The organism is Xanthomonas sp. WHRI 8393 (assembly GCF_040203315.1).
Lineage (GTDB): Bacteria > Pseudomonadota > Gammaproteobacteria > Xanthomonadales > Xanthomonadaceae > Xanthomonas > Xanthomonas arboricola.
Map to the genome: position 1 here is coordinate 145,976 of NZ_JBEGGL010000002.1, position 25,462 is coordinate 171,437.

The 25,462-nt window shown below is 65.1% G+C and carries 17 protein-coding genes and 1 tRNA gene; 16 read left to right on the forward strand and 2 right to left on the reverse strand.

What is annotated here, in order from left to right:
• The first annotated feature begins 66 nt into the window (after positions 1 to 66).
• The 13 genes from murJ to ABQ137_RS06615 all read left to right on the forward strand — a co-directional run bounded on the left by murJ (position 67) and on the right by ABQ137_RS06615 (position 16,660).
• Positions 67 to 1,659 (forward strand): murein biosynthesis integral membrane protein MurJ, encoded by a 1,593-nt coding sequence (murJ, locus tag ABQ137_RS06555; RefSeq protein ID WP_349781653.1) that lies wholly within the window; start codon positions 67 to 69, stop codon positions 1,657 to 1,659.
• A gap of 223 nt (positions 1,660 to 1,882) precedes the next feature.
• Complete coding sequence (locus ABQ137_RS06560) at positions 1,883 to 2,932, forward strand: bifunctional riboflavin kinase/FAD synthetase (protein WP_184455326.1); 1,050 nt, start codon at positions 1,883 to 1,885, stop codon at positions 2,930 to 2,932.
• On the forward strand, positions 2,929 to 5,760 hold the full coding sequence (gene ileS / locus ABQ137_RS06565; protein WP_167708605.1) for an isoleucine--tRNA ligase: 2,832 nt from the start codon (positions 2,929 to 2,931) through the stop codon (positions 5,758 to 5,760). Before ABQ137_RS06560 ends, ileS begins: the two co-directional genes overlap by 4 nt.
• A 320-nt stretch (positions 5,761 to 6,080) precedes the next feature.
• On the forward strand, positions 6,081 to 6,599 hold the full coding sequence (gene lspA, locus ABQ137_RS06570; RefSeq protein ID WP_349781655.1) for a signal peptidase II: 519 nt from the start codon (positions 6,081 to 6,083) through the stop codon (positions 6,597 to 6,599).
• 64 nt (positions 6,600 to 6,663) lie between these two features.
• On the forward strand, positions 6,664 to 7,614 hold the full coding sequence (gene ispH, locus ABQ137_RS06575; protein ID WP_184455330.1) for a 4-hydroxy-3-methylbut-2-enyl diphosphate reductase: 951 nt from the start codon (positions 6,664 to 6,666) through the stop codon (positions 7,612 to 7,614).
• A 176-nt stretch (positions 7,615 to 7,790) separates the two neighbouring features.
• A tRNA-Thr gene (locus ABQ137_RS06580) sits at positions 7,791 to 7,866 on the forward strand.
• Positions 7,867 to 8,223: 357 nt separating this feature from the next.
• The gene (cyoA, locus tag ABQ137_RS06585; RefSeq protein WP_024940071.1) at positions 8,224 to 9,159 is read left to right on the forward strand and encodes a ubiquinol oxidase subunit II; all 936 of its coding nucleotides are present in this window, start codon (positions 8,224 to 8,226) and stop codon (positions 9,157 to 9,159) included.
• Positions 9,159 to 11,159, forward strand: a complete 2,001-nt coding sequence (gene cyoB, locus ABQ137_RS06590) for a cytochrome o ubiquinol oxidase subunit I (protein WP_039511404.1) — start codon at positions 9,159 to 9,161, stop codon at positions 11,157 to 11,159. Before cyoA ends, cyoB begins: the two co-directional genes overlap by 1 nt.
• Positions 11,156 to 11,785 carry a cytochrome o ubiquinol oxidase subunit III gene (gene cyoC, locus ABQ137_RS06595; RefSeq protein WP_006450194.1) on the forward strand — a complete coding sequence of 210 codons (630 nt, stop codon included), beginning with the start codon at positions 11,156 to 11,158 and terminating at the stop codon, positions 11,783 to 11,785. The genes cyoB and cyoC overlap by 4 nt, the downstream gene beginning before the upstream one ends.
• On the forward strand, positions 11,785 to 12,120 hold the full coding sequence (gene cyoD, locus ABQ137_RS06600) for a cytochrome o ubiquinol oxidase subunit IV (protein WP_006450195.1): 336 nt from the start codon (positions 11,785 to 11,787) through the stop codon (positions 12,118 to 12,120). Before cyoC ends, cyoD begins: the two co-directional genes overlap by 1 nt.
• A gap of 180 nt (positions 12,121 to 12,300) precedes the next feature.
• A complete protein-coding gene (locus tag ABQ137_RS06605; RefSeq protein ID WP_349781658.1) occupies positions 12,301 to 14,181 on the forward strand; it encodes a M61 family metallopeptidase in 1,881 nt (626 codons plus the stop codon).
• 398 nt (positions 14,182 to 14,579) lie between these two features.
• Entirely contained in the window at positions 14,580 to 15,971 is a 1,392-nt protein-coding gene (radA, locus tag ABQ137_RS06610; RefSeq protein WP_016901522.1) for a DNA repair protein RadA, read from the forward strand.
• Between the two features lie 302 nt (positions 15,972 to 16,273).
• Positions 16,274 to 16,660, forward strand: a complete 387-nt coding sequence (locus ABQ137_RS06615; protein WP_016901521.1) for a DUF805 domain-containing protein — start codon at positions 16,274 to 16,276, stop codon at positions 16,658 to 16,660.
• Between the two features lie 413 nt (positions 16,661 to 17,073).
• Here ABQ137_RS06615 and ABQ137_RS06620 read toward each other — a convergent pair whose 3' ends face one another.
• Positions 17,074 to 17,859, reverse strand: a complete 786-nt coding sequence (locus ABQ137_RS06620) for a winged helix-turn-helix domain-containing protein (RefSeq protein ID WP_102581795.1) — start codon at positions 17,857 to 17,859, stop codon at positions 17,074 to 17,076.
• Between the two features lie 516 nt (positions 17,860 to 18,375).
• A complete protein-coding gene (locus tag ABQ137_RS06625; RefSeq protein ID WP_146010813.1) occupies positions 18,376 to 18,672 on the reverse strand; it encodes a hypothetical protein in 297 nt (98 codons plus the stop codon).
• 96 nt (positions 18,673 to 18,768) lie between these two features.
• Here ABQ137_RS06625 and ABQ137_RS06630 point away from each other — a divergent pair, with 96 nt between their 5' ends.
• The 3 genes from ABQ137_RS06630 to ABQ137_RS06640 all read left to right on the forward strand — a co-directional run bounded on the left by ABQ137_RS06630 (position 18,769) and on the right by ABQ137_RS06640 (position 24,563).
• Complete coding sequence (locus ABQ137_RS06630) at positions 18,769 to 20,124, forward strand: helix-turn-helix transcriptional regulator (protein ID WP_349782339.1); 1,356 nt, start codon at positions 18,769 to 18,771, stop codon at positions 20,122 to 20,124.
• A 221-nt stretch (positions 20,125 to 20,345) separates the two neighbouring features.
• Complete coding sequence (locus tag ABQ137_RS06635; protein WP_024940066.1) at positions 20,346 to 22,214, forward strand: ATP-binding protein; 1,869 nt, start codon at positions 20,346 to 20,348, stop codon at positions 22,212 to 22,214.
• A 24-nt stretch (positions 22,215 to 22,238) separates the two neighbouring features.
• Complete coding sequence (locus ABQ137_RS06640) at positions 22,239 to 24,563, forward strand: tetratricopeptide repeat protein (RefSeq protein ID WP_349781660.1); 2,325 nt, start codon at positions 22,239 to 22,241, stop codon at positions 24,561 to 24,563.
• Positions 24,564 to 25,462: the final 899 nt, after the last annotated feature.

A 25,462-nucleotide genomic window follows, 5' to 3' on the forward strand; every position in this document is an offset into this window, starting at 1 on the left:
TATGATGGGCTTAGTTATGTACGTCAAGTCAGTTGTCAAGAGGGATGCAGCGTGAGCAAGCCCGGCATGTTGAGAGGCCTGCTCTCATTCAGCAGTATGACCATGGTGTCGCGGGTGTTGGGCCTGATCCGCGACCAGGCGATCTCCACCACCTTCGGCGCCAATGCGGTGACCGACGCGTTCTGGGTGGCGTTCCGGATCCCCAATTTCCTGCGGCGGCTGTTCGCCGAGGGCTCGTTCGCCACTGCCTTCGTGCCGGTGTTCACCGAGGTCAAGGAGACCCGCCCGCATCCCGACCTGCGCGAGCTGATGTCGCGGGTGTCCGGCACGCTCGGCGGCATGTTGCTGCTGATCACCGCGCTGGGGCTGATCTTCACCCCGCAGCTGGCGTCGGTGTTTTCCGATGGCGCGGCCACCGATCCGGATAAATACGGCCTGCTGGTCGATTTGTTGCGGCTGACGTTTCCGTTTCTGTTGTTCGTCTCGTTGACCGCGCTGGCGGGCGGGGCGCTCAACAGCTTCCAGCGGTTTGCGATTCCGGCGCTGACGCCGGTGATCCTCAACCTGTGCATGATCGCCGGCGCGCTGTGGCTGGCGCCGCGGCTGGACGTGCCGATCCTGGCGCTGGGCTGGGCGGTGCTGGTGGCCGGGGCGCTGCAGTTGCTGTTTCAGCTGCCGGCCCTGAAGGGCATCGACCTGCTGACGCTGCCGCGTTGGGGCTGGACGCACCCGGATGTGCGCAAGGTGCTGACCCTGATGATTCCGACCCTGTTCGGTTCGTCGATCGCACAGATCAACCTGATGCTTGACACGGTGATCGCCGCACGGCTGGCCGACGGCTCGCAGTCGTGGCTGTCGCTGGCCGACCGGTTCCTGGAACTGCCGCTGGGCGTGTTCGGGGTGGCGCTGGGCACGGTGATCCTGCCGGCGCTGGCGCGCCATCACGTCAAGACCGACCGCAGCGCGTTCTCCGGCGCGCTGGACTGGGGGTTCCGCACCACGCTGCTGATCGCGATGCCGGCGATGCTCGGCCTGCTGCTGCTGGCCGAGCCGCTGGTGGCGACCTTGTTCCAGTACCGCCAGTTCACCGCCTTCGATACGCGCATGACCGCGATGTCGGTCTACGGCCTGAGCTTCGGCCTGCCGGCGTACGCCATGCTCAAGGTGTTGTTGCCGGCCTTCTACGCCCGTCAGGACACCCGCACTCCGGTGCGTGCCGGTGTGGCGGCGTTGATCGCCAACATGGTGTTCAACTTCGCGTTGCTGGCGGTGGTCTACCAGATCATGGTGCCGCCCGAGCTCAAGGCGCAGGGCGTGATGCAGGCGCTGGGCAAGCAGCCGGGCCTGCATCTGGCGCTGGGCATTGCCAGTGCACTGTCCAGTTATCTCAACCTGGGTTTGCTGTGGTACTGGCTGGGCAAGTCCGGCGTGTACCAGCGCCGGCCGGGTTGGGCTGGCTATGCGCTGCGCCTGCTGCTGGCATGCGCGGCGATGGTGGCGGTGCTGTTGGGCCTGCTGTGGTGGCTGCCATCGTTCACCGTGATGGACAAGTGGGATCGCATCGGCTGGCTGGTGGTGCTGGTCGGCAGCGGTGGGGCGACCTACCTGGTGGCGCAAGTGGCGCTGGGATTGCGGCCGCGGCATCTGCGCGAGGGCTAGTCGTCCGCCGAGCTGGCCGAGTGGGTGCAGAGCCAGCCGTCATGCACGGTGGGCGGGGCCGGTCCCGGGCCGGGAAGGCGCGCAATCGTCTGCCCGCTTCCGGGACGCGGCGGCACAGGCCCGCCCGGGGCCGCGCCCATGCGGATTGACAGGCACGGCTATACTTGCGGGTTATGCATCAACGAGGGTCGGCCGGCAGGCCGGCATCTGTTTGGATCGAGGAATGAGCAGGCTGTTTAGAGACGTCGAGGGCGGGACGCTGTTCCCGCACGGAAGCGTGGTCTGCATCGGCGCCTTCGATGGCCTGCACCTGGGGCATCGGGCATTGGTGCAGCACGCAGTCGCGCGCGCGCGCGCGCTGGGGGTGCCGGCGGTGGCGGTGAGCTTCGAGCCGCTGCCGCGCGAGTTTTTCGCCCCGGCCGCGCCGCCGCCGCGGCTGACCCTGGCCCGCGCCAAGATCGAAGGGCTGCACGGCTTCGGTGCCGACAGCGTGGGCATGATCCGTTTCGACGGTCGCCTGTCGGCGATGAGTGCCGAAGACTTCGTGCGCCTGGCCCTGGTCGGCCGACTGTGCGCCAAAGAGGTCTGGATCGGCCCGGAGTTCCGTTTCGGCCATCGGCGTGGCGGCGATATCGGCCTGCTGCGCTCGCTTGGTGCGCACTACGGCTTTGCAGCGGGCGAAATCGCGCCGGTGCACCTGCACGGCGAGCGCATCTCGGCCACGCGCATCCGCGAGCTGCTGGGCGCGGGCGAGTTCGCGCACGCCGGGCAATTGCTTGGCCGTCCGTATGCCATCGGCGGGCGGGTGGTGCGCGGCAAGCAGCTCGGCCGCACCCTCGGCTATCCCACCGCCAATCTGCGCTTTCCGCGCACGCCGGCGCTGTCGGGCATTTATGCGACCTGGGTGCATGGCGTAGCCGAGCGGCCGTGGCCGTCGGTCTCGAGCTTTGGCACGCGCCCGACCGTGGCCGGCGTGGAGCCGCTGCTGGAAGCGCATCTGTTCGATTTCCAGGGCGATCTGTATGGCCGGCATATCGAGGTCGAATTCGTCGCCAAGCTGCGCGACGAAGAGAAGTTCGATGGCCTGGACGCGCTGACGGTGCAGATGCATCGTGATGCCGAGCAGGCGCGTGCGGTGTTGGACAGGCACGCAGTTTCTGCAACACATGCGAGTTCCTCGCAACAGCCCGCCTATGATGCGAGTCCCTCGCAAGAGCCCGCACATCCATGTGCGGACTTTTTAAAAATCCAGCGCAACGGTAGAGACCTGTGACCCAAGACTACAAAGCCACTCTCCATCTGCCCGCGACGGAATTCCCGATGCGTGGCGACCTGCCCAAGCGCGAGCCGGCAATGCTGGACCGCTGGGAGCGCGAGGGGCTGTACGCGCAACTGCGCGCCAATGCGGCAGGGCGCCCGCTGTTCGTGCTGCACGACGGCCCGCCGTATGCCAATGGCCAGATCCATCTGGGCCATGCGGTCAACAAGATCCTCAAGGACATCATCGTCAAGTCGAAGTATCTGGCTGGCTTCGATGCGCCCTACATCCCGGGCTGGGATTGCCACGGCCTGCCGATCGAGATCGCGATCGAGAAAAAGTACGGCAAGGTCGGCGTCAAGCTCGATGCCGCCGAGTTCCGCCAGAAGTGCCGCGAGTACGCCACCGAGCAGATCGATCTGCAGCGCCGCGATTTCAAGCGCCTGGGCGTGATCGGCGATTGGGACAACCCGTACAAGACGCTGGATTTCCGCTTCGAAGCCAACGAGATCCGCGCGCTGGCCAAGGTGGTCGACAATGGCCACCTGACCCGTGGCGTGAAGCCGGTGCACTGGTGCTTCGATTGCGGCTCGGCGCTGGCCGAAGCCGAGATCGAATACGCCGACAAGGTGTCGCCGACGGTGGATATCGCCTATCCGGCGCGTGATCCGGCGGCTGTCGCTGCCGCGTTCGGCGCCAGCCTGCCGGCGGGCGTGGGCGTGGCGGTGCCGATCTGGACCACCACGCCGTGGACACTGCCGGCGTCGCTGGCGGTGAGCCTGGGCGCGGAACTGGACTACGTGCTGGTCGAAGGCCCGGCCGATCGCGGCCAGCCGCGCTGGTTGGTGGTGGCCGAGGCCCTGGCCGGCAAGGCGCTGTCGCGCTATGGCGTGGACACGGTGGTGGTGCACGGCCATGCCAAGGGCGCGGCGCTGGAGCAGATGCTGCTGAACCACCCGTTCTATGCCGAGCGCGAGATTCCGCTGCTGCTGGGCGACCACGTGTCGGCCGAGGACGGTACCGGCGCGGTGCATACCGCACCGGGCCATGGCCAGGAGGACTACCAGGTCTCCAAGCAGTACGGCCTGCTCGAGCGTTACGGCGCGGCGCAGATCAACCCGGTGGACGGGCGCGGCGTGTACCTGCCGTCGACGCCGCCGCTGGGCGACACTGTCTTGGCCGGGCTGCACATCTGGAAAGCCAACGACATCATCATCGAGGCGCTGCGCGATACCGGCGTGTTGCTGGCGGCCAGCAAGATGGAGCACAGCTATCCGCATTGCTGGCGGCACAAGACGCCGATCGCGTTCCGTGCCACGCCGCAGTGGTTCATCTCGATGGAGCAGGCCAACCTGCGCGCCGATGCGCTCAAGGCCATCGACAACGTGCACTGGTATCCGTCCTGGGGCCAGGCGCGTATCGCCGGTATGGTCGACGGTCGTCCGGACTGGACCATCTCGCGCCAGCGCACCTGGGGCGTGCCGATCGCCTTGTTCGTGCATCGCGAAACCGGCGAGCCGCATCCGCGCAGCACCGAGTTGCTGCGCCAGGTCGCCGACCGGGTGGAGCTGGGCGGCGTGGACGTGTGGTACACGCTGGATGCGGCCGAACTGCTGGGCGACGAGGCGGCCGATTACGACAAGATCACCGACATCCTGGATGTGTGGTTCGACTCCGGCGTGACCCACGAGGCGGTGCTGGTGGACCGCGGCCTGCCCAAGCCGGCCGACCTGTACCTGGAAGGCTCCGACCAGCACCGTGGCTGGTTCCAGTCCTCGCTGCTGACCGGCGTGGCGATGGACAAGGCGGCGCCGTACAAGCAGTGCCTGACCCACGGCTTCACCGTGGACGAGCACGGCCGCAAGATGTCCAAGTCGCTCGGCAACGGCATCGAGCCGCAGGACATCATGAAGACCCTGGGCGCGGACATCCTGCGCCTGTGGATCGCCTCGGCCGATTACAGCAACGAGATGTCGCTGTCGCAGGAGATCCTCAAGCGCAATGCCGATGCGTATCGCCGCCTGCGCAATACCGCGCGCTTCCTGCTCGGCAACCTGCACGGCTTCGATCCGCTGCAACACCTGGTGGCGCTGGACGACATGGTGCTGCTGGACCGCTGGATCGTGCACCGCGCGCACGAATTGCAGGAAAAGATCGTTGCCGCGTATGCGCGCTACGACTTTGCCGAAATCGTGCAGGCGCTGCTGAATTTCTGCAGCGTCGACCTGGGCTCGCTGTATCTGGACGTGACCAAGGACCGCCTGTACACGATGGCCGAGGATGCACGCGGCCGCCGCTCGGCGCAGAGCGCGATGTATCACGTGGCCGAGGCGTTCGTGCGCTGGATCGCGCCGGTGCTGAGCTTCACCGCCGAGGAACTGTGGGGCTACCTGCCGGGCAAGCGGGTTGACAACGTGTTGTTCGCCACCTGGTACGACGGCCTGGCGCCTTTGCCGGCCGACGCCGTGCTGAGCAGTGCCGATGTCGACAGGCTGCTGGCCTTGCGCGAGCAGGTGGCCAAGGTGCTGGAGCCGATGCGTGCCAACGGGGCGATCGGCGCGGCGCTGGAAGCGGAGATCACCGTGGCCGCCGATGCGCAGACCGCCGCGCGCTGGCAGCCGCTGGCCGACGAGCTGCGCTTCCTGTTCATCAGTGGAGATGTGACCGTGACCGCGGCCAGCACCGACGACATCTTCGTCAGCGCGCAGCCGACCAGCAAGGCCAAGTGCGTGCGTTGCTGGCACCATCAGGCCAGCGTGGGCAGCGATCCGCGTCACCCGGAACTGTGCAGCCGCTGCGTCAGCAATATCGAAGGCCCCGGCGAGCAACGCCGCTGGTTCTGACGGTGTTGCGTGAAGGCGCGCGGCGGGCAGGTCCTGCCACGCGTTGTCGAGACCCCGTACGGGCTGCGTGCGCCTCTATCGCGGCATCATGGGCAGGCGCTGGTGCCGGATGACGAGTGCCTCGGCGCTGCACGCACGCCCTTGCTGAAGCGTGGCGCATGCGGCACGGCGGAGCGGGGTAGCCGGCTCCGGTGCCCATGCCATCCTTGCCTGCCTGTCATCCAGCTTTCTTCAGCTTCATCTGCCACCGCCGTCACCTATCGCCATCCAGGCATCTTCTCCGGCGTCGGAGAAGTCACCACCAACTGCGACCTTCCGACATGAGTCAACGCCCCAAACCCTCCGGCCTGATCTGGTTGCTGCTGTCGGCACTCGTGATCGGGCTGGACCAGTGGAGCAAGGCCTGGGTGCTGTCCAGCCTGCCCGAATACACCCCGGTGCCGGTGATCGACGGCTTCTGGAACTGGTACCGCACCTACAACACCGGCGCGGCCTTCAGCTTCCTGAGCGATGCCGGCGGCTGGCAGCTGTGGTTCTTCACCGCGCTGGCGGTGGGCATCAGTGGGCTGCTGGCGTTCTGGCTGTCGCGCACCGCACGCAGCGAATGGCGCAGCGCGCTGCCGTATGCGCTGGTGATTGGCGGGGCGATCGGCAACGTGATCGACCGCCTGATGCACGGCCACGTGGTCGATTTCATCCAGTGGTACATCGGCACCCATACCTGGCCGGCGTTCAACATCGCCGACTCGGCGATCGTGGGCGGCGCCATCGGGATTGCGGTATTCGGTCTGTTCGACACGGCCGGCAAGCAGAAGTCGGAAATCGGGAATCGACGCTGAAGTCGTGGCGCACCGGCGCCGCCCGGTCTCATCCTCCAGTCCCCATTCCCGTAGAATGCCCGCCATGGATGTCCTGCTCGCCAATCCCCGTGGTTTCTGTGCCGGCGTCGACCGTGCGATCGAGATCGTCAAGCGTGCGATCGAAACGCTGGGCGCGCCGATCTATGTGCGCCATGAGGTGGTACACAACCGTTTCGTGGTCGACGACCTCAAGCAGCGCGGCGCGGTCTTCGTCGAGGAACTGGACGAGGTGCCCGACAACGCCACGGTGATCTTCAGCGCACACGGCGTCTCGCAGGCGGTGCGTCAGGAAGCCGAGCGCCGCGGGCTCAAGGTGTTCGACGCGACCTGTCCGCTGGTGACCAAGGTGCATTTCGAGGTGGCGCGGCATTGCCGGGCCGGCCGCGACGTGGTGCTGATCGGCCACGCCGGGCATCCGGAAGTGGAAGGCACGATGGGGCAGTGGAGCCGCGAGCGCGGTCCGGGCACGATCTATCTGGTCGAGGACATCGAGCAGGTCGTCACGCTGCAGGTCAGCCAGCCGGAGAACCTTGCCTACACCACCCAGACCACGCTGTCGGTGGACGACACCATGGGCATCATCGAGGCCCTGCGTGCGCGCTTCCCGGCGATGCAGGGGCCGCGCCACGACGACATCTGCTACGCCACCCAGAACCGCCAGGACGCGGTGCGCGATCTGGCGCGCCAATGCGATCTGGTGCTGGTGGTCGGTTCGCCCAACAGCTCCAATTCCAATCGCCTCAGCGAGCTGGCTCGGCGCGACGGGGTGGAGTCCTACCTGATCGACAACGCTGGCGAGATCGACCCGGCTTGGATCGTCGGCAAGCAGCACATCGGCCTGACCGCCGGCGCCTCCGCACCGCAGGTGCTGGTCGATGGCGTGCTGGCGCGGTTGCGCGAGCTGGGCGCTGAGGGTGTGTCCGAGCTGGAAGGCGAGCCGGAATCGATGGTTTTCGCGCTGCCCAAGGAACTGCGGTTGCGTCTGGTCAGCTGACGCCGGGCACGCCGGACTGGCTGAGCCGGCGTCCACTGCCTGCAGCAAGTCCGGGTGCCTTACCGTTGCAGGTGGCCATACCGGCCAGCTGCAGCCCGCGTCCGGCGCCGGACATGCCGTCTTCCGCCTGGCGGTGATTGACCGGGCACCGGCTCCGCTCCTACAATTCACGGCTCGCCGGAATAGCTCAGTTGGTAGAGCGGCGCATTCGTAATGCGTAGGTCGTAGGTTCGATTCCTATTTCCGGCACCATCGCTTCAGCACTGGGTCGACCATGGGTCGGCCCAGTTGCGTTTTGGGCCGATCACGCACATCCCGGCACTGCGCCGCCATATACGCCGCACATCACACAGGCCGCAATCGATGGCCGCAACCGCATCTTTTCCGCCCTGCGCAGCGCTGCGACAACATGTCGCACAGTTTTGCGCGCATTAATTGCGGCAGATCATTGCCGATGGGTTTCGTGCAGGTGCAGCAAAGTCTAAAATCAGGGAGCTAACTCGTGTCTTCGGTCTGCGTGGCTGCCTTCCCCCGGGAAGCGCGCCGTCAGGACGAGTCCACATGGATACGACGAACGAGGCTGGCGTTCCTTCGCACTTGGATCGACCGATGATTCCGTTGAAACATCTCGGGCGTGTACTTCGTCCAGGCCTGATGCTGCCGTTCCTGCTGTTGGCAGGCTGCAACTCGGCCATTCTCAATCCGAAAGGCCAGATCGGCCACGACGAGAAGCAGCTGCTGATCACCTCGGTCGTGCTGATGCTGATCGTGGTCATCCCGGTGATCGTGATGACGATTGCGTTCGCGTGGAAATACCGCGCGTCCAACACGAAGGCGCGCTACGAGCCGGACTGGTCGCACTCCACCGCCATCGAAGTGGTGGTGTGGTCGATCCCGTGCGTGATCATCCTGGTGCTGGCGGTGCTGACCTGGCGCTCCTCGCACGCGCTGGATCCGTACCGGCCGCTGGATTCGGACGTCAAGCCGATCACCATCGAAGCGGTGTCGCTGGACTGGAAGTGGATGTTCATCTACCCGGACCAGAACATCGCCACGGTCAACGAGATCGCGTTCCCGGTGCATACGCCGCTGAACTTCAAGATCACCTCCGATACGGTGATGAACTCGTTCTTCATCCCGCACCTGGGCACGATGATCTACGCGATGGCCGGCATGGAAACCAAGCTGCACCTGGTGGCCAACGAGCCGGGCGAATACTTCGGCCTGTCGACCAACTACAGCGGTCACGGCTTCTCGAAGATGAGCTTCAAGGCGCATGCGGTCGATCAGGCCGGCTTCGATGCGTGGGTGGCCAAGGTCAAGGCATCGCCGACCGCGTTGAACGCCGCCGAGTACCAGGTGCTGGCCGCCAATCGCAACGACAAGGAACAGTATCCGGTCACCTACTACTCGTCGGTGCAGGACGGCATGTTCCGCTCGCTCGTCGACAAATACATGAATGGTCCGGGCCATAACAAAGGCCATGGCGACCATCAGGCAGCGGCTGCAGAGCCGGTTGCCATGTGCACTTCTGGAGACAAGTGATGCTAGGCAAACTTACGATCGAGGCGGTTCCGTACCACGAGCCGATCATCATGGTCGCACTCGGTGGTGCCGGCCTGCTCGGCCTGCTCATCGCGGGCGCCATCACCAAGTACAAGCTGTGGGGCTACCTGTGGAAGGAGTGGTTCACCTCGGTGGATCACAAGCGCATCGGTGTGATGTACATCATCGTGGCGCTGGTCATGTTGCTGCGCGGCTTCGCCGATGCGGCGATGATGCGCACCCAGCAGGCGCTGGCGGGTAACGGCGGCGAAGGTGTGCTGCCGCCGCATCACTACGACCAGATCTTCACCGCGCACGGCGTGATCATGATCTTCTTCATGGCCATGCCGTTCATGACCGGCCTGTTGAACCTGATCGTGCCGCTGCAGATCGGCGCACGTGACGTGGCGTTCCCGTTCCTGAACTCGCTGAGCTTCTGGCTGTTCGTGGCCGGTGCGGCGCTGATCAACATCTCGCTGGGTGTCGGCGAATTCGCGCAGACCGGCTGGCTGGCCTACCCGCCGTTGTCGGGGCTGGAATACAGTCCGGGCGTAGGTGTCGACTACTACATCTGGGCGTTGCAGGTCTCAGGCCTGGGCACCTTGCTGACCGGCATCAACTTCTTCGTGACGATCATGCGGATGCGCGCACCGGGCATGACCCTGATGCGCATGCCGATCTTCACCTGGACCGCGCTGATCACCAACATCCTGATCATCGCCGCATTCCCGATCCTGACCGTGGCGCTGGCGCTGCTGGGTGCAGACCGTTACCTGGGCACGCACTTCTTCACCAACGACGGTGGCGGCAACGCCATGATGTACGTCAACCTGATCTGGATCTGGGGTCACCCGGAAGTCTATATCCTGATCCTGCCAGCGTTCGGCATCTTCTCCGAGCTGATCGCGACCTACAGCCGCAAGCGCCTGTTCGGCTACACCTCGATGGTCTACGCGACCTCGTGCATCGGCGTGCTGTCGTTCGTGGTGTGGTTGCATCACTTCTTCACCATGGGCTCGGGTGCCAACGTCAATGCCTTCTTCGGCATCACGACGATGATCATCTCGATCCCGACCGGCGTGAAGATCTTCAACTGGCTGTTCACCATGTTCCGCGGTCGTGTGCACATGACCTCGCCGGTGCTGTGGACGATCGGCTTCATCATCACCTTCACCATCGGCGGCATGACCGGCGTGATGCTGGCGATTCCGGCCGTGGACTTCGTGCTGCACAACAGCCTGTTCCTGATCGCGCACTTCCATAACGTGATCATCGGCGGCGTGGTGTTCGGCTACCTGGCCGGCCTGACCTACTGGTTCCCGAAGGCGTTCGGCTTCAAGCTCAACGAGAAGATCGGCAAGGCCTCGTTCTGGTGCTGGATCATCGGCTTCTTCGTGGCCTTCATGCCGCTGTACGTGCTCGGCTTCATGGGCATGACCCGTCGCATGAACACCTACAACCACCCCGAGTGGGCGCCGTGGCTGTACGTCGCTGCGGCCGGTGCTGCGATCATCGGCCTGGGTATCTTCCTGAACCTGGTGCAGATCGGTTACAGCGTGTGGAAGCGCAAGGAGCACATGGACTACACGGGCGATCCGTGGGATGGCCGTACGCTGGAGTGGGCCACCTCCTCGCCGCCGCCGTTCTACAACTTCGCCGTGCTGCCGCACATCGACGACCGCGATCAGTTCTGGGCCGACAAGCAGAACGGCAAGGGCTGGGTGCGTCCGTCCAAGTACGAGGCGATCCATATGCCGCGCAACACCGGGGCAGGCGTGTATATCGGTGCCTTCAGCGTGCTGATGGGCTTCGGTCTGATCTGGCACATCTGGTGGCTGGCCATCATCGGCCTGGTCGGCATGATCGGCAGCTTCATTGCGCGCACCTTCGATGACGACATCGATTACTGGGTGCCGGCCGACGAAGTGGAGCGCATCGAAAACGCGCGCTTTGCCCTGCTCGAACAGCAACATGCGGCGCAGGCCGCGAAGGTGGTATGACCATGTCTTCCTCGACCACGCTTGACCACGCCGCCCACGCGGGCGGCCACGACGACCACGAACATCACGACGCCGGTGGCAACACCGTCTTCGGGTTCTGGGTCTACCTGATGAGCGACTGCCTGCTGTTCGCCGGCCTGTTCGCCACCTATGCGGTGCTCTCGGGCGCCACGGTGGACGGACCGACCGCCAAGGAGCTGTTCGACCTGAAGTTCGTGCTGGTGGAAACCTTCCTGCTGTTGTTCAGCAGCCTGAGCTTCGGCGTTGCGATGATCTCCGCGCACAAGCGCAGCATGACCGGGCTGTACGCCTGGCTGGGCGTCACCGCACTGCTGGGTATCGGCTTCCTGTGCATGGAAGTGTGGGAGTTCAACCACCTGATCCATGAAGGGGCGGGTCCGGGGCGCAGCGCGTTCCTGTCGGCCTTCTTCACCCTGGTGGGCACGCACGGCCTGCACGTGGCCTCCGGTCTGTTGTGGATGGCAGTGCTGGTGATCCAGATCTCCAAGAACGGCCTGACCCCGCGCAACAGCACGCGTCTGGCCTGCCTGAGCCTGTTCTGGCATTTCCTGGACATCATCTGGATCGGTGTGTTCACCGTCGTCTACCTGCTGGGAGCGCTGTAATGGCCAATCACCACGCGCATGAAACCGCTGCCGACGCACATGCCGGCGGCCTGAAGTCCTACCTGATCGGCTTTGTGATGGCCGTGATCCTCACCGTCATCCCGTTTGCGATGGTGATGAGCGGGGCGTTCTCCAAGGGCGTCACCGTCATCGTGATCTCGCTGATGGCCGCAGTGCAGATGCTGGTGCACATGGTGTACTTCCTGCACATGGATCGCTCGCCCGAGCAGCGCTCCAACGTGCAGGTGGGCCTGTTCTCGCTGCTGATCATCGGCATCGTGATCGTCGGCTCGCTGTGGGTGCTACACAACATGAACGTCAACATGATGCATTGAGACGGCGCTGTGCCGGATTACGGCACGCCGGATCCAAGCATGCTGGACAAAAAGCCGCCGGGTCACCGGCGGCTTTTTTGTGTGTGAATCGCTGCGCAGCATGACCTATGGCATACGGGGAAGCGCGGGCAGGCGCTTAGCATCGTGGGCTTGCCTGTTCCAGGTCCCTGCGGAGTTGCGATGAAGATCCCCACCTTGTTGTCCGTGTCGTTGCTGGCGGCACTGTCGTTGCCTGCGGCCGCACAAACTGCCGCGCCGCAGGACGTGTCGTTCGACGGCACCTTGAAGATCGACGTCGATGCCACCGATCTGGCCCATCGCATCTTCAAGGTCAAAACCACCATGCCGGCCCGGCCGGGCCCGATGACGCTGCTGTATCCGCAGTGGATTCCCGGCAATCACTCGCCGACCGGGCCGATCGACAAGCTCGCCGGTCTGGTGATCAAGGTGGACGGCAAGGTAGTGCCATGGAAGCGCGACCAGTTCGATGTGTATGCCTTCACCGTGGACGTGCCGCAGGGCGCCAGCGAGCTGGTGGCCGAGTTCAAGTTCCTCTCGCCGCAAGCCCCCAACCAGGGCCGGGTGATGATGACCCCGGAGATGCTCAACCTGCAGTGGAACACCACGGCGCTGTATCCGGCCGGCGTCTTCGCACGCAACATCAAGGCCCAGGCCAGCGTCACGCTGCCAGCCGGCTGGAGCTATGCCACGGCGCTGGAGACCGACCGCCGGGTTGGCGACACGGTGACCTTCAAGCCGATCGACTTCGACGACCTGGTCGACTCGCCGATGTTCGCCGGCAAGTACTACAAGCGCGTGGAGCTGAGCGGCGGCAAGCAGCCGGTCTACCTCAACGTGTTCGCCGACGAAGCCAAGTCGCTGGAGGCCAAGCCCGAGCAGATCAAGGCGCATGCATCGCTGGTGCAGCAGATGGACAAGCTCTACGGCGCGCGGCATTTCGACCACTACGAATTCCTGCTGGCGCTGACCAAGAAGTTGGGCGGCATCGGCCTGGAGCACCATCGCTCCAGCGAAAACAGCGGCGTGCCGACCTACTTCACCGAGTGGGACAAGAGCTGGACCGGCCGCGACCTGCTCGCGCACGAATTCAACCATTCCTGGAACGGCAAGTACCGCCGTGGCGCCGACCTGGCCACGCCCAACTTCAACGTGCCGATGGGTGACAGCCTGCTGTGGCTGTACGAAGGCCAGACCCAGTTCTGGGGCGAAGTGATGGCTGCGCGTTCGGGCCTGTGGACGCAGGATCAGGCGCGCGAGATGCTGGCCGGCGTGGCGGCGAACTACGAGCGTGGTCGCCCCGGCATGGCCTGGCGCACCGTGCAGGACACCACCAACGACCCGACCATGTCGATGCGCCGGCCCAAGGCCTACCGTAGCTATCAGATGGCCGAAGACTATTACTCCGGCGGCCAGATGATGTGGCTGGAAGTGGACAGCAAGCTGCGCGCGCTGACCAACAACAAGCGTTCCATCGACGATTTCGGCAAGGCCTTCTTCGGCATGAAGAACGGCGACTGGGACGTCAACCCGTACACCTTCGACGACATCGTCGCCACGCTCAATGGCATCGCCGCCTACGACTGGGCGAGCCTGTTGCGCAGCCGCATGGACGGGCATGGCTCCTTGAACGGCGGTATCGAAGCCAATGGCTGGAAGCTGGTCTATAACGAGGAGCCGAACCTGGCCACCAAGGCCGACGAGAGCGACGACAAGGACGCCAGCCTGACCTATTCGCTTGGCGTGTCCCTGAAGGCCTCTGGCGATATCAGCGATGTGCTGTGGGACGGCCCGGCCTTCAATGCCGGCCTGATCGCCGGCAACACCATCGTGGCGGTCAACGGCCGCGCCTTCAGCAGTGAGGTGATCAAGGACGCGATCAAGGCGGCCAAGGGCACCACCGCGCCTATCGAACTGCTGGTCAAGCGCCTGGACCGCTACGACACCGTGCGCATCGATTACCACGGCGGCCTGCTGTATCCGCATCTGGAACGCATCCCCGGCAAGCCGGATCGCCTGAGCGAGTTGTACAAGCCGCGCTGAGTGGCAGCCGCCCGCTCGCAGCCGTTGAAGCGGGCAATGGCAAGACCTGGAGCTGCATGACCGGCTGCGATCGATCATGTAGCTCCAGACATTGGTTCTGGTCGGTACCGATGCCGACCGACCAAAAGACAGCGCGCCAGCCAAACGCTCGGCGCCATCGATGTCCGAGCGAGAACGCAGCAGCAGGAATGCGCGGTTGCATCCATTCCAGCGCCGCCGCAGCCTGGCCGACTCCCGACTCCCGACTCCCGACTCCCGACTCCCGATTCCCGATTCCCGATTCCCGAATCCCGAATCCCGAATCCCGAATCCCGAATCCCGAATCCCGAGCCAGCGTCGCGCATCCTGAGACCGACGCCGACTATCCTGTCGCTCCAGAAGCGATGGGTTAACTGACGATGGCGAAGGCGAAAACGGCCTATGTCTGCGGCGAGTGCGGCGCCGAATACAACAAGTGGCAGGGGCAATGCACCGAGTGCGGGGTCTGGAACACGCTCAGCGAGATCGTGCTCGAAAGCGCCACGCCCGGCGGCAAGGCCTCGCCTGCGGCATCGCGGCGTAGCGGCTGGGCCGGCAAGGCCGAGGCACCCAAGATCACCGCGCTCAAGGACGTGCAGCAGTCCGAGCAGGCGCGCGTGTCCACCGGCATTGGCGAGTTCGATCGGGTGCTGGGCGGCGGCCTGGTCGAAGGTGCGGTGGTGCTGATCGGTGGCGACCCCGGCATCGGCAAGTCGACGCTGTTGCTGCAGGCGCTGGCGAGCATGGCCAGCACACTGCCGGTGCTGTACGTCACCGGCGAGGAATCGCTGGCACAGGTGGCCGGGCGCGCAGTGCGGCTGGATCTGCCGTTGGAGGGCCTGAACGCGCTGGCTGAAACCGGCATCGAAAACATCCTGCAGCATGCCAGCGTGGCGCGGCCGAAGCTGATCGTGGCCGATTCGGTACAGACGCTGTGGACCGAATCGCTGACCGCAGCGCCGGGCTCGGTCAGCCAGGTACGCGAGAGTGCGGCGCGGCTGGTGCGTTATGCCAAGGAGACCGGCACCGCGGTGTTCCTGGTCGGTCATGTGACCAAGGAAGGCGGCATCGCCGGCCCGCGCGTGCTCGAGCATATGGTCGATGCGGTGCTGTACTTCGAAGGCGAGAGCGGCAGCCGGTTCCGGCTGTTGCGCGCGTTCAAGAACCGCTTCGGTGCGGTCAACGAGCTGGGCGTGTTCGCGATGGGCGAGAAGGGCCTCAAGGAGGTCTCCAATCCGTCGGCGATCTTCCTGTCCGGTGGCAGCACCCAGCAACCGGGCAGCTGCGTGATGGTCACCCGCGAAGGCACCCGGCCGCTGATGGTGGAGGTGCAGGCGCTGGTGGACGCCTCGCCGCTGTCCAATCCGCGGCGCGTGGCGGTGGGTCTGGAGCAGAACCGGCTGGCGATGCTGCTGGCGGTGCTGCACCGCCACGGCGGCATCGTGGTTGGCGACCAGGACGTGTTCGTCAATGTGGTCGGCGGCATCCGTGTGCAGGAAACCGCTGCCGACCTACCGGTGCTGCTGGCGGTGTTGTCCTCGCTGCGCGATCGGCCGCTGTCCGAGAAGACCATCGCCTTTGGCGAAGTGGGCCTGTCCGGCGAGATCCGGCCGGTGCCCAACGGCGAGGACCGTCTGAAAGAGGCCGCAACCCACGGCTTCAAGCGCGCGATCGTGCCCAAGGCCAACGCGCCCAAGACCACCAGCATCAAGGGTATGGAGATCGTCGCGGTGGAGCGGCTGAGCCAGGCGCTGGAAGCGGCCGCCGAGTGATACCGGGGCGGTAGGTGAGCGACTGTCTTTACGGGGCGTCGCTCTGCATGCGATGAGCTGACCCCGCACCGCCGTGCAGTGGGCGGTATGGCTGCCTGCGCCATGCTTGGATGACATCAATGAAGTTTCGGGCTGGCTGTCGCCAGCTCCGGTGACCGTCCGTCGGCCAGCAGGTCGCGATCCGCCATTCGTCGATAAGAAAACGTTTTCAGCGCAGGGCGGCTATGGCAACATGCGCGGCCCGTTGCACTGTGCACCGGATCACGGACAGCGCTCACTGCGCGTTATCAGGAGAAAACACGATGGAATGGATGTTGTTGCCACTCAAGCGCTACGCCGACTTCAATGGCCGCTCGCGCCGCAAGGAATATTGGATGTTCATGCTGCTGCAGGCGATCGTCCTGCTGGTGTTGGGCGGCCTGTTCGGCATCGCGGCTGCACTGATGGGCGGCGAGAACGGTCCTGGTGCACTGGCATGGCTGGTTGCTGCCGTCATGGGGATCGTGGTGCTGGCATTGATTGTGCCGAGCATTGCAGTGACCGTGCGTCGCTTGCACGACCAGGGCAAGTCGGGTTGGTTCTATCTGATCAGCCTGGTGCCTTATGTGGGCGGCTTCATCGTGCTGGTCTTCATGTGCCTGGAAGGCACGCCCGGCCCGAACGAGTACGGCGAGAATCCCAAGCAGTAACCGGGTGCAAGGCCTGATCGAACAATGGCGCGGAGACTCCTCCGCGCCATTGTCGTTTCTGGAGATGTACGGTCGGCGCAGGCTGACCAACAACACGCGTGCGTTTGAGTGCCGGATTCGGCTCGATTGATGCGTTCTTCAACTGCCGGCAAAAACTTGGACGTCCTGCCAGGGTGTAGGAAGCAGTCGGCCGGCAATGCGCCAAGCTCTATTTGTATATCCAATACATTATTGAACTATTAACTGGGTGCGTTTCCACTCAACATGGAGCCGGCGAACAAGCTCTGCCAGTTAATGCCTGACCAGCTCAACGCACGGCAACGGCCGATTCACTGCAATGCAGGCGCCGGTAGCAGGCAGCGAGCGCAGGTCGCCGCCGATCGCCGCGCCTCGCCTTTGCATGGCCGCATCGGTCAACAGGCCGCAGCATGATGGCCGGTGCTGGGGCTGACGACCTTGCCGGGCGTCGGTGCGTCCTTGTCCTGCAGGGCAAGTTCCAGCTTGTACCCATGCGAATACACGGTTCTGATGCGCACCACGCCGCTGTGATTGCACAGCTGCAGCTTCTTGCGCAGCTTGTAGATGTGTTGCTCCATCGTGCGGTCGGTGAACTCGGTGTGGCTACCCCACACCGCCTTGGCCAACTGGCAGCGGCGGAAACACACACCGGGGCTGGAAAACAGCAGCCAGGCGATCGAGAACTCGCGTGCGGTCAACACGATCGGCTTGCCGTGCAGGTATACGGTATTTTCGTCGCGGATCAGCTGGTAGGGGCCCACACTCAGCTGTTGGCTCTCGGGGCACGCCTCGGCCACCGGCGACAGCGCCAATGCTGCGCGCACATGCAGCTCGTGCGAATTGAAGGGTAGGGCGAGCACATCGTGTGCGCCGGCGCGGTACCAGGCCAGGATGTCGTGGGCACAGTCGAAACGCCCCAGCACGATCAGCGGCGTGGGATGGCCGCTGTGGCAGCGTTGCCAGGCCAGCAGCGAGCTGTCGTCCGACGCGACGCAGGTCGCATCGAAGATCAACAGCTCGCAAGGGGAATGCCGCAGCGAGCGCAGAAGTTCGAGTTCATCGGAAAACACCGCAAAACTCGGGGCCAGCGGTGCGAGGCTGGCATTGACCTGCGATGCCAGACGCGCGTCCTGCGTCAACAGGAAAGCCGATCCGTGCTTGCCGGGAAGGTTGCCGTGCATCAGCCGGCCTTCCCATGTCTGCACACGTACCAGGCGTGCGTCGGATGCCTGTTGCGGACAGCAGGCGTCAATACAAAACCCACATGTAGAGATAAGTGCATCGCCATCGCCTTCGGCTGCCAGGGGATCCGACCTGGGGTCGGACGAATGGTATGTACCATTGCCGAGCCAGAAAGTTTCACTGCTGCGTACTTTTCTTCGGCTTTGGGTAGGCCGGCTTTAACGTACGCTCATCTAGGCGTAAAGCAGCTCTTACATCCAGGGCATGCGTCGTCAGTAACTAACAAAATTCCGACATTGCGCAACGCGCAGTCGGTCGACGCGGCGAGACAACGGGCGCGGTCGCGGAGTCCATTCCATTGCGCGTCCAGGTCTATACCACGGTATTGCGATTTGCATGTGCTTGCAGCGCACATGGAATATCTGAGCGATCCGCCGATGCAGCACAACGGCGCGGCCATCGTTTGACGCGCATCTTTCATTTACTGAAGTACCGCGGATGCGGCCATTGCAACGTCATGCCGGGACATCAGTGAAGCCGACGCAAGGCATGGGATTTGGTTGGCCCTGCCAATCTTCTCCGGCTGCCGTCCTGTCTTCAATACGGTTTCGCATGGCGTGCAATGTCCTATGCACGACAGCGCCGGCGGTATGCAAAAAGTGCCCTTTATCTGCATGCCGCATAACTGGGTTGGCAGGAGACAGAGTGAGGTTTTTTGATTTTCTTAGTGCCTTGGAGTGAGAAATTCCATTGGATCCGCTGCATACAATCGGTTGCGCCAGCCAGACCGGCGCATTGTTGTTTTTGCTCATCCCCCTATGAGAGAGCCCGGCATGATCCTTTCAACCTACTTCGCGGCGATCTCTGCGTTGTCGTACGCAGACCGTCTTCCTACCTATACAAGCAGGATGCTGGTTGGTGCCTGGCCGCAAGGTCTGCAACATCTTCAACAACGCCGTGATGGCCAGGCCGCCGCGGATGGCGCCGACGACGAAGTCGGCCTGCTCGGCGCCAGCGGCGATGCCTTGTTGATCCTCGAATACCAGGAGGAGGCCGAAGATGCCTACCGCCACGCCTTGAAGGCGATGCGCGGGCATCAGCGCCAACTGCGGCTGCTGTCCTGCCGCAATACCGCCTGGTTGATGCTGAGCCAGCGCCGCCTGAGCGCTGCACTGAACTGCTTTGCGCAGCTGGCGATGGACCGCGAGACGCCGGCCTGCCTGTGTGGGGAAAGTCTGCTGGGCAAGGCGCTGACCCACTTCCACCTGGGCCAGAGCACCCTGGCACTGCAGACGCTGGAGCGTGCCAACGACGTGCTGGCGGAACTGGACAGCGGCGCAACCGAGTGGCTGCGCATCGCCACTGCGCTGCGCCTGGACATGATTGCGCAGTTGCGCATCCGGCGCGCCGACCGGATGAGCGACCACGTGTTCTGGCAGGCCACGCTGCGCCAGGAGGATGCGGCGCACGCGTTCGAGCCCAACGAGCTGCGCGCCTGCATCGCCGACCTGGCTGAGAGCATGCCGGTGCTCGCACAGCGCATGCGCCACGTGCGCAATCTGCTGCGCATCGCCGGTGGCGACACCTTCGGGTTCGATGCGCAGATCGATGCGCTGCCGGCCGCCGCCACCGGTTGCCCGCCCTGCGCCCGGCAGGATGCGCAGGTGGAGCTGGCGCTTGCCGCATTGGCGGTGGGGCGCGCCGATCTGGCAGAGCGTGCCCTGGCCGGTGCCGGCCGGCACCACGCGCCACGCTGGAATCTGGAGTTCGAGTATTGCCAGGCCAAGATCAGCCAGGCGCTGGGCAAGACCGAGCAGGCACTGCTGCTGTACAACCGCTACGCGCTGGGCGCGGTGCAGTGCCTGCGCAGCGAGGTACAGGCGCCGCGGCTGCTGGAAAGCGGCACGCCGGCGCATGTCAGCGACGACATCTCCGCGCGGCTGCCGGCCAAGTACCGGCGCGCCTACGCCTACATGATCACCAATGCGCACCGCTCGGATCTGTCGATCAACGAGGTGGCCGCGCAGATCGGCGTCACCGGGCGCGCCCTGCAGCAGGCGTTCAAGTCCGCTACCGGGCTGTCGCCGACCCAGGTGTTGCGTCGTTACCGGATGCAGAGCATTCGCGACGAACTGCTGGCCGAAGGCGGCTGCGGCAGCGTGCTGCAGGCGGCCAGCCGCTGGGGCGTGGGCAGCCGCTCGGCGCTGGCCAAGGGCTATCGCCAGCATTTCAATGAGGCACCGATGGAAACCCTGCAGCGCTAGGTCGTTGCGCGCCACGGCCGGGCGTCGATGCAGGCCGTGGCATGTCGTTTCCGAAGGCCATGCTGCAGTGGCGACCGAACGGCGGGCCAGCCATTGGAAGCCGTGAGAGTGCGGCGCGCGTGCGTACGGCGTGGCTTGCGGCTATCCTGTTCGGCTCGCACTGCCACCCAGGAAGGCGCGTCCGAGGATGGGCGTGGCCGCCAAGGAAACGACGAACGATCATGCAAGATCACACCTCCGAGGCGACGGACGCCTCCCAGATCCGCCGTGCAGGCGTCGATCTCAACGGACTGATGTCCGTCCTCAGCAAGCATCTGTATTCCACGCCGGTGGTCGCGCTGCGCGAGCTGGTGCAGAACGCGCACGACTCGATCCTGCGTCGCCGGCTGGAACAACCCGACTGGCAAGGCGAATCGCGCATCGAAGTGCATGCCGACGCTGCCCAGGGGATCGTGCGCATCATCGACACCGGCGCCGGGCTGACCCAGCAGGAGATCCACGATTACCTGGCCACGGTCGGCGTGGGGTATACGCGTGGCCTGCGTCAGGGCGGGCATGAGGACAGCGGCCTGATCGGCATGTTCGGGCTGGGCTTTCTGTCGGCCTTCGTGCTGGCGCGCCGCGTCACCGTGCGCACCACCTCCTATCAGAGCCCGACGCTGGGGCACTGCTATATCTCCAGCAATGCCGAGCAATACACGGTGAGCCCGATCCCGGCGCGTGCGCAGGTCGGGACGGAAGTGGTGCTGGAACTGCACCAGGACTATCTGTCGTTGGCCCAGGAAGCACGGCTGCGCGAGATCCTGTCGCGCTATTGCGCGCTGCTGCGCGAGCCGATCTGGATCGGCTCCGATACCCAGGCGATCAACCCCGAGCCGCCGCCGTGGCGCATGCACGATGCGGTGCCGTTGCATCCGGTGCAGGCCTGGCGGCGCCAACGCGAGTTTGCTGCACGTTTCGAGCGCAACTTCGAACCCTTGTGCTGCATGCCGGTGCGCGCGGAGGAGGGCAGCGATGCGGTCGGCCTGCTGTGGGTGCAGGACGGGGCCACCTACGGCACCAGCGACAACCGCAATCTGTCGGTGTTCCTGCGCGGCATGCTGCTGGACGACAACGCGCGTGAACTGTTGCCGCCGTGGGCGGGCTTTATCGGGGGCGTGATCGAATCCAATCGCTTGACGCCCACCGCCAGCCGCGAAGACCTGCAGCGCGACGCCACCTACGCGGCCGTGCAGCATGCCCTGTCCGAGGCGCTGGTGCAGGGCCTGGCCGATGTGGCGCGTCAGCAGCCGGAAGCCTGGCGGCGCATCCTGCTGCGGCACAACGAGGCATTGCTGGGCGCGGCGCTGTGCGACGAGCGTCTGTTCGAGTTGCTGATGGAACACGTGCGGGTGCCGACCTCGCAGGGCGACCTGCCGGCGCAGCAGTTGCCGGCGCGTGGTGCGGTGCACGTGATCCTGGACAGCGACAGCGGTTTCGAAGAAATGCTGTTCCGCGCGATGGGCGTGCCGGTGGCCTACGGAAATCGCTATGCGGTGGTGCCGTTCCTGCGCCGCTGGACGCAGGCCAAGGGCGTGCGCCTGGTCGAGCTGGGCACCGAGCAGGGCAACCGGCAGTTGTTCCAGCTGGACACGCTGCCGGCCGACGAACTGGCCTGGCTGGAACAGCATCTGGGCGATGGCGAAGCGCTGGTGCCGGCGCGTTTCAGCCCCGAGGCATTGCCGTTGGTGGTGGTGCCCGACCGCGAGGCCGAACTGAAACGCCGCCTGGAGCAGGACGAGAACGACAAGCGCGTGTCCACCGCTGCGCTGCGGCTGGCCCGGCAGTTCACTGCGGGGATCGAAGCACGGCAGACCCAGCGGCTGTACCTGAATCTCGACAACCCGGCGTTGCAGGCGCTGCTGGCGGCACAACGCGCCGGCAATCCGCAGGCGGCGGTGGCGGCACGGCTGCTGCGCTCACTGAAGGTGATCGTGTCGGCGCAGGGGCGCACCCAGCCGCAGCCCGGTGCCAACGCATCGGGCGGATCGGATTTGAACCGGGCCTTCGGCGATCTTGCCGAGGCCGTGACCCAATTGCTGGCACGCTGAGCGCCGCATCGAAGGAGCAACACGATGGAAATCTGGAACTGGGTGGAGAAGCTGCAGGACGATCTGGGCGAAGCTGGGCAGCCGCAGAATGCGCAGCTGCTGACGCGCCTGACCGACCATATCTGCGACCTGCAGATCGAACGCGCTGAAGCGCTGTTGCCCGAGGCGCGTGCGCTGGGCAAGACGCTGGCCAATCCGTGGCTGGAGGTGTTCGTCGGGCACTGGGAAATGCGCAACCGGGTCGGCAACCTGTGCGAAGGCGAGCGTGCGCTGAGCGATGCGGTGACGCTGTTCGAGCGCGCGCACCGCCCCGATGCGGTGGAATGCCCGCAGTCAGTTTGCGTGACCCAGGATCTGGCCGCGTGCTACGCCAACATCGATGGTCCGGGCTGGGTGGAAGAGCGCATCGAGGTGTGCGAGGAAACGCTGGGCCGCATCGATCCGAGCTGGTCGTGCTACCAGTGCCTGAGCTGCGAAAAAGCCGATGCCTTGCTTGACGACGGACGCGGTGAGGCGGCGCTGAGTTATCTGGACCAGCAATCGCAGACCATTCTTGCGCATGGCGGTCAGATCTACGACGGCGTGCCGGACATGCGCATCTCGATCCTGCTCTCGCTGGGCCGCGCGGAGGACGCGCTGGCACTGATCGAGCAGCGCGAGCGCGAGGCCGCGCGCGAAGGCGCGGAGTGGGCCAACTGCAGTCAGCCGCGGCGTTTGCAGAAAGCCCGCGCCTTGGCGATGTTGAATCGTGACGACGAAGCGCTGGAAGCGTTTCTGCCGTGGCGCGAGGTCGCGCCGCGCTATCGCCTGCACTGGTTGCGTGCGGTGGTGGTGCTGGTGTCGCGCCAGCCCGAGCGCAACACCTGGGATCTGGGCAGCCGCCTGCAGGTGATGCTCGATCATTACGCGCAGGTCGGTGCGCATCGCATCCTGATCGAGGCGGCCGAGATGGCGATCGGGCTGGCCTTGCAGCGTGGCGCGGTGTGGACTGCGCGCCGCCACCTGGCGCTTGCGCGTGCGCACGTGCCCAAGTTGCGCCAGGACCGGGGCGCCACGCAACTGCTGGACGGTCTGGCCGTGCGCATCGAAACCGCACCGGCCGGCGAGCCGGCGCCGGTACCCGCCGAGCAGTTGCTGGCATGGCTGGATGCGCAGGGCGAAGACGTGGCGCGTAACCCCGAGCGCGAGGCGCAGTGGTTGCTGCAGGCAGTGGCCGAGCGACCCGACGATGCCGAGTTGGTGGACACCACGGCGTCGGCATTGAGCGCGTGTGCGGCCGACGACGAGGCGATCGCGCTGCTGTGGGCCTTCGTGCAGCGGCATGCCGATCGCGAAACCAGCCCGACCTTCCGGTTGATGAATCTGCTGCTGGGCCGTGGCGACGAGGCCGGCCTGCGCCGGCTGGCGCAGCTGTATCGCCCGCTGGTGCCGGTGGCGGCGCTGTGGTGCGAGGCGCAGCTGGCCCAGCGGCTGGCCGATTGGCCGGCGCTGGAGCAGGCCTGCACCGCGTTGCTGGAACTGTCGCCCGGCTCGCACGGTGCGCGCGGCTTGCTGGGGCGCATGTATCTCAACACCGGCCGCTTCGCCGATGCCACCGAGGTGTATCGACAGCTGACCGAGTTGATGGAAGAACCGCGCTCCGCGCATTGGGATCACATGACCGCGGCCAGCGCGGCGCAGCAATGGGACGCAGTGCGCACCTCGGCGCTGGCGCTCGGCATGGAGCTGAGCAGCACCAGCGGCGTGGTCGAAGAAACCTGGGGTTGGGTGATCGTGCGCTGCGTGGATGACGGCGAGGCAGCCGAGTACTACGCGCGGCGCACCGGCCCGGTCACCGCGCGTATCGTCGAAAATGCACCGGCGCATCGGCGCCAGCATGTCGGCGACTGGGTGGTGTTCGATGCGGAGTTGTTGTATCCGCCGCCGGAGGACGAGGCCGAGCGCGAGCGCTTCGTGCCGACTTATGCGCAGGTGCATGTGCTGGAGGCGGGCGGTTACGGCAGCAGCTGGCTGGTGGATGGCGTGCATCCCGGCGAGCAGGCGATCGAGGCCTTGCGCGAGGACATCGAAGCGCGTGGCTGGAAACTGTGGCTGCATAGCCGCGACGACTATCGCGTGGTCGATCCGCAACACGCGGAGGCGTTCGACCCGGAAGATGCGAGCACGGGTCTGCCGGGCGTGCTGTTCACCGTGGCGCTGCCGGAAGCGGCGCCGCCGCTGGAACTGCATCGCGTCCTGCTGGCCACAACCGCGCAGTGGGCGCACCCGATGTGCTGGCTGCGCCTGGCCGAGGCCTGCGATCAGGACCCGCGTCCGCATCTGGACGCAGTGGAGCGCTACGGGCTGTAGGGCGGCGATCAAGCTCGTCGCGCATTAGCTGCTGACGCGGCCGCCGCCGGGATTGGGGATTGGGCATTCGGGATTGGCATGCGTGGTTGCATGCCAACTGCTGGCATGTCGTCAGGAATGGTGGCGCTCGGAAGAACGTGCAGCTCATCTGGCTGTTCGCATTTTTTTCCGCAACCGATAGCAATCGGTGGTGCTTGCGCGCGTACCGGTGTGGGATCTTGAGCGGCATGGATGCCGCGCCAGAGCCTACACGGATGTACTTGCGGCGTGTCCTACGCTGGTACGCGTGCAAGCTCCCTCGGCAGACCGAGGCATTCGCGTAAAACCGGTAAATGTCGTGGGCAAGATTGATCGGTGTGCGGAGTCGTTCGGCGGCGCGGCGCCGCATCCAGTGTCGGGACACGCCGTGAATCCGTCCCTGGAGGCTCGGTGGCGACATCCATGTCGCCACACGGTCCCGCCACCGGACGCGGCGCCACGCTCCCCATATTGCTATCGCTGATCGGCAAGCAATGCTTCAAGCAGGTGTTGATGCCTGCGGACTTCGTGGCCGATGTAATCAGTAAGCCTTCCATCTACGTCACGTCGCCAGGAATGGACGCTAGGAAGAACGTGCAGCTCAGCTGACCCTCCGCATTTCTTTCAGCAACCGACAACAACCGGTGGTGCTTGCACGCGTGCCGGCGTGGGACCTTGAGCGGAATGGATGCCGCGCCAGAGCCTACACGGACGTACTTGCGGCGTATCCTACGCCGGTACGCGTGCAAGCGCCTTCAGTAGACCGAAGCATTCGCATGGAACCGGCAGAGGTCTTGCACAAGATTGCCAGGGCTGCGGAGTCGGTCGGCAGCGCGGCGCCGCATCCAGTGTCGGGACACGCCGGGAATCCATCCCTGGAA

What these genes read in the sequence shown, in the direction of transcription:
- murJ (WP_349781653.1), top strand. Translation starts at nt 67, where the DNA reads ATGTTGAGAGGCCTGCTCTCATTCAGCAGTATGACCATGGTGTCGCGG.
- ABQ137_RS06560 (WP_184455326.1), top strand. Translation starts at nt 1,883, where the DNA reads ATGAGCAGGCTGTTTAGAGACGTCGAGGGCGGGACGCTGTTCCCGCAC.
- lspA (WP_349781655.1), top strand. Translation starts at nt 6,081, where the DNA reads ATGAGTCAACGCCCCAAACCCTCCGGCCTGATCTGGTTGCTGCTGTCG.
- ispH (WP_184455330.1), top strand. Translation starts at nt 6,664, where the DNA reads ATGGATGTCCTGCTCGCCAATCCCCGTGGTTTCTGTGCCGGCGTCGAC.
- cyoA (WP_024940071.1), top strand. Translation starts at nt 8,224, where the DNA reads ATGATTCCGTTGAAACATCTCGGGCGTGTACTTCGTCCAGGCCTGATG.
- cyoB (WP_039511404.1), top strand. Translation starts at nt 9,159, where the DNA reads ATGCTAGGCAAACTTACGATCGAGGCGGTTCCGTACCACGAGCCGATC.
- cyoC (WP_006450194.1), top strand. Translation starts at nt 11,156, where the DNA reads ATGACCATGTCTTCCTCGACCACGCTTGACCACGCCGCCCACGCGGGC.
- cyoD (WP_006450195.1), top strand. Translation starts at nt 11,785, where the DNA reads ATGGCCAATCACCACGCGCATGAAACCGCTGCCGACGCACATGCCGGC.
- ABQ137_RS06605 (WP_349781658.1), top strand. Translation starts at nt 12,301, where the DNA reads ATGAAGATCCCCACCTTGTTGTCCGTGTCGTTGCTGGCGGCACTGTCG.
- radA (WP_016901522.1), top strand. Translation starts at nt 14,580, where the DNA reads ATGGCGAAGGCGAAAACGGCCTATGTCTGCGGCGAGTGCGGCGCCGAA.
- ABQ137_RS06615 (WP_016901521.1), top strand. Translation starts at nt 16,274, where the DNA reads ATGGAATGGATGTTGTTGCCACTCAAGCGCTACGCCGACTTCAATGGC.
- ABQ137_RS06620 (WP_102581795.1), bottom strand. Translation starts at nt 17,859, where the DNA reads ATGCACGGCAACCTTCCCGGCAAGCACGGATCGGCTTTCCTGTTGACG.
- ABQ137_RS06625 (WP_146010813.1), bottom strand. Translation starts at nt 18,672, where the DNA reads ATGAGCAAAAACAACAATGCGCCGGTCTGGCTGGCGCAACCGATTGTA.
- ABQ137_RS06630 (WP_349782339.1), top strand. Translation starts at nt 18,769, where the DNA reads ATGCTGGTTGGTGCCTGGCCGCAAGGTCTGCAACATCTTCAACAACGC.
- ABQ137_RS06635 (WP_024940066.1), top strand. Translation starts at nt 20,346, where the DNA reads ATGCAAGATCACACCTCCGAGGCGACGGACGCCTCCCAGATCCGCCGT.
- ABQ137_RS06640 (WP_349781660.1), top strand. Translation starts at nt 22,239, where the DNA reads ATGGAAATCTGGAACTGGGTGGAGAAGCTGCAGGACGATCTGGGCGAA.